Origin of the sequence: Micromonospora sp. NPDC049799 (assembly GCF_040656655.1) — a bacterium.
GTDB lineage: Bacteria > Actinomycetota > Actinomycetes > Mycobacteriales > Micromonosporaceae > Micromonospora.
This window is the reverse complement of sequence record NZ_JBFAMU010000418.1, coordinates 1-4,286: the sequence shown is the minus strand read 5'-3', so window position 1 is coordinate 4,286 and position 4,286 is coordinate 1. Positions and strand designations below refer to the sequence as shown.

4 protein-coding genes are annotated in these 4,286 nt (G+C 60.4%); 3 read left to right on the top strand and 1 reads right to left on the bottom strand.

The genetic code is table 11. The features are described from left to right. Positions 1 to 1,382, top strand: a 1,382-nt coding sequence (locus AB0I76_RS23515; RefSeq protein WP_357039257.1) for a hypothetical protein, incomplete at its 5' end; no start/stop codon positions are given. Positions 1,383 to 1,384: 2 nt separating this feature from the next. Then, complete coding sequence (locus AB0I76_RS23510; protein WP_357039254.1) at positions 1,385 to 2,275, top strand: DNA adenine methylase; 891 nt, start codon at positions 1,385 to 1,387, stop codon at positions 2,273 to 2,275. A 480-nt stretch (positions 2,276 to 2,755) separates the two neighbouring features. Here AB0I76_RS23510 and AB0I76_RS23505 read toward each other — a convergent pair whose 3' ends face one another. Beyond that, a complete protein-coding gene (locus AB0I76_RS23505; RefSeq protein WP_357039251.1) occupies positions 2,756 to 3,208 on the bottom strand; it encodes a type II toxin-antitoxin system antitoxin SocA domain-containing protein in 453 nt (150 codons plus the stop codon). Between the two features lie 430 nt (positions 3,209 to 3,638). Here AB0I76_RS23505 and AB0I76_RS23500 point away from each other — a divergent pair, with 430 nt between their 5' ends. Beyond that, positions 3,639 to 4,130 (top strand): hypothetical protein, encoded by a 492-nt coding sequence (locus AB0I76_RS23500; RefSeq protein ID WP_357039248.1) that lies wholly within the window; start codon positions 3,639 to 3,641, stop codon positions 4,128 to 4,130. Positions 4,131 to 4,286 lie beyond the last annotated feature (156 nt).

The following is a 4,286-nucleotide window of genomic DNA, read 5'->3' as shown; positions in this document are numbered from 1 at the left end:
CACTTATCAGCCTGGCCCGAGATATGGCCCAGACTGGACAATCGAACCCCGCTGAGCTTCCAATCGCCGTGAAGCACGGCTCCAAGTACCTCATCTTGGAGGGAAACCGTAGGTTCGCTGCCCTTAAGTTGATGCGGGATCCGGCATTAGCCGATGACGAGGCGCATCAGAAGGCGTTCCGGCGAGCGGCCGCCCTCGGGACTCCGCCTGCGACGGTGTTTACGCTTGTGACCTCCTCTAGGGAGGAGGCCGATCACTGGATCGTTTTGCGTCATACCGGCGAGAATGGTGGCAGGGGAATCAAGCGCTGGAGCGCCGCACAGACTGCCACCCACCGCCGCCGGGCCAACAAGTCAGTTGATAGCGGAACGCTTCGCTCAATTGCCATCGCTGACGAGTTGGAAGAGGCTTATGCGGCTGACCAGGACTTGGCCGACTTGATCAGAAAGACGCGTCGAGAGAAGCTTACGAACATTGGTCGCTTCTTCTCCAACGACGTACTGACAGCGCTCCATCTGACAATTAGGGCCGAGGACAGCGGCAACCTACTCCGCGATAGAACTCTTTGGGCTCACCACACCGCCGGTCAGCTTCGGGACTTCTTCTTCTGGGCCTTTGACTTAGTTCTTAATAATCCAGTGGATGCCTACAAGAACCCTACGGTCCGGCGTCGAGCCCTACTTACGGTTCCGCATCTAATTCCGAATCTGGATGTCGCGTCTGACAATGCCTCGCGCCTAGCCGACCGGTCAGCGACCCAGCCCACGGCCGATTCTGGTGAGGAGGCGTCCGAAGACCAGGAGCCAACGTCGGCCAGCTCCACCGGAGGTGCCGGCGGTTCTCAAGGCTCAGGATCACATGGGCAGGACCCGGATCAGGGCGAGGCTGCCGGTGGCCCCGAGGAGGACGAAGACGATGAACCGAAGACACAAGCGCGACGCAAGCACGAAGCGAAGCCAGAGCGGTATCTGTTTCAAGGGCTCAGGTTGCCGAAGCACCCTCTGCGCATCCAGCAACTCCTCAAGGAGTGCAGGAATCTTGACGTAGAACAATACCCCGGCGTGGCGTGCGTTATGGCACGGATTATGGTCGAGCTCTCGGTATCAACCGAAGAAGTACTCAAGATTTCAGGGGCCAAGGAGAAGGACTCGCTCAAAGTCAAGGTAGTCTCAATGCTGAGAGTCCTCGATCCCGATATTGAACACCCTGTCAAAAGAAAGAGAAAGGAGCTGGCGCAGGCGTATCTAGAGGCATCCGACTACGGAATCCAATACCTTAACGGCTTCGTGCACAATCCTGACCTGCGGCCGGACCCTCAATTAGCCCGCAGGTTCAGCAAAGCCTTCCGTCCATTCCTCGAACAAGTGGACGGGGCCCTCTGAGGATGCGATACATCTCGCCGCTTAGGTATCCGGGCGGGAAGGGCAAGCTCGGGCCCTACTTCGCCCGCGTTCTGGCAAGTCAAACCCTGCCTATTACCGCCTATGCAGAGCCATACGCCGGCGGCGCGGGCGCAGGCTTGTACCTCCTCGCCGAGGGACATATCGATCACTTACTGATTAATGACCTAAACCCCGGAATCGCTGCCTTCTGGCGCAGCCTATTGCAAGAGACCAACGAGTTCGTCGACAAGCTTCAACTTGAGGTGGTCTCGCTTGATTCATGGCATCGGCACCGCGAGACGTACCTCAACCCGACAGGCAAGTCCGACCTGGACTTAGGATTCGCAACTTTCTTCTTGAATCGGTGCAATAGGTCGGGAATTTTGACTGCTCGACCGATTGGCGGGCTGGATCAGAGTGGCCGGTGGAAAATTGATGCCCGCTTCAACAAAGAGGAATTAGCGGCCCGAATTCGCCATCTTCAGACGCTAGCGAAGCGGATTAGCGTAAGCGAGAAGCCTGCCTTGGACTTCGTGACGAGCGTCTCTAGGCGTTCGAAGCCTGTACTTCTCTATGTGGATCCGCCATACCTAGTCAAAGGTGAAGAGTTGTACATGAGCTCCCATTCCTGGGAGGACCATGAGAAGCTGGCTGCCGTCCTTGCCAAGTCTCGCCATCCATGGATCCTCACCTACGATGTCGACGAAAGAGTGCGCGGCCTTTACCCCTCCAACAGATGCCTTCGGTACAGCATCTCCCACACGGCACAGGCACAAAAGGTGGGCCGGGAATTCATGCTGTTCAGTCGTGGTCTAAGGATTAACGACCTGTCCGTCGCGTCGAACCGAAAAGGAGCCTGGGTCGATTCGGATGCCGCTGCTCTGCAGCGGTAGGCTACGTGTTGCGAAGCGTGGACGGCCAGATTCTATGCTCGGGATCCCAGAAGACGGCATAGAACTCTGGGTCACGCCGGAAGCCATAGAGGCGTTGCTCTCCGCTGATTCGAAGCCGGCTAACGTTCGTCTCGTCTGCGAGCCCCAATTCCTGCAAGCGACGAAAGGCGTCGCCATTCGGTAGGTCGACCGGATCGCCGTAATCCACGCCGGGGCCGGTAGGAGGCCTGAAGACCTCGCCAGGGGTCATTGACTCCATGTGACGGAGTCGCGTCATAAGGGCAACGATGACAGCGGAGTCCGATGCTCCGAGGCACCAAGGCCCTCCAAAGTCGAACCTCGTCCAGCGGACAGTGAAGAGGTGCGGATGGGCGGCTGCGAAGCCAGGTGGGCGCTCAGCAGCAACGGGGACAGATTTGCGGGGAGGGCCCTGGTAGGCCCTCCCCGCAGGAATCTTCTTATTTCTCCCCATCGGGCGGACTATTCACCCTCGGAGTAGATGCCCAGGTAGTACTCATGCATGGCGGCGGGCTCGATGACCTCGTTCCCGCGTTCCATCGGGGCCAGGTCGGCCGCCTCCCGTGCAGCCCGCCACGGCGTCTCCCGGTGGGTCAGGTCGGACAGGTGATGAGCGGACATGTCACCGTAGAACTCAAGCACCGCATCCACCGTGCTCGACTCGTCCTCACTCAGTCTTGCGCTGTCGCCGGGGATATCTCCCTCGGCGAGCCTGAAGCGTCCGCGGTGCAGCCGGTACAGATCATTGATCACTGGTCCGTTGGCCCACGCCTCGATACGCGAGTCGAACAGCAGTTCTTCTTCCCATACCAAGTGCCACGCCTGAGAGTAGTAGCAGAGCTTCTGCAACTTCATCGCCGTCATTGGCCCACGCTCGGACAGGATGTAGGCAGCAACGTCTTCGACCCGTGCCATCTCCCTCACCTCCTGGCAGGCCTCCCCACGCCCGCCTGTTGGGTCGCATCAGGGTAGCGGTCCACTCCGACGTTCTCCACAACCAACGGTACCCAATCCACAGGGTTATGCACAGGTTCATGCACAGTATGACCCTTTCGTCGCTGCCAGCGTCATCTTGTGAGTTGCGAGACAACCCGACGCGGTTGCACGATCGGGCAGCAAGATCGTCAGGCACAAGGCGGGCGCAACTGACGCTGGCAAGGGCCGTAAACCGATGTAAGGCAACGAAAGGCCCCCCAGGTCAGGAGGCCGATCCGCCCGTTCTGCGATGATCCACAGGCCGTCGAAGGAGTTCAGGGGTTCAAGCCCCAGCCTGACCAAGTGAAGACCTGTTGGACCGCCATAGCGGCGGTGGCGGAAGCGCGGGCGCTGCCGGGAGACTAGCCGGATGGACGATCCCTTCGCCGCAGCGTCACCCGACCTACCGGCCTCCACATGGACAGGAATCGACAACGGCGCTGAGGTGCTGGCCGTGACCCGTCATCCTGTCTATGGCGCGACCTACCGGTGCCGCCCATGGATGGCGATCTACCCGTGGACGGCGGAGGTACGCGATGCCGTTGTGGTGTTCCGCGGTCCCGAGACCACCGCGCCTTTGATCGGGCAGGCACGGGTGTTGCAGCTGCGCCGCAACGGCGCGCAGGTCAGGCGCGTCGGCGTCGGCTGGGGCGGCGAGGATGAGCGGTTCAACGACGAGCCTGAGTTCGAGCTGATACTCGACCGACACGTGGCGGTCGAGGTCGGGGATTCGATCGCGTTCGCGTCGGGTACACGCCGGCCGAGGACGTCAACGAAGAGTGAGTTCAGTCAGGGGCCGGAGGCAGCAATGAGGCAGCAAGCCTTTGATTCAGATGGGTACGAGGCGGCAGAGGACGCCTAGCGTCAGCTGCTCAAGCGCACTGGTCGGCAATGATCGGCACGAGCCGACAAGGTGTGTCCGGCTCCCCCCGACGGGGGTCGTCCCTTTTCGGGAGAAGTGCTGCGTCGCAGGTCACAGGTCGTCTCCGTCCCCGTCGAAGCCGTCTGCCGAGGGCGT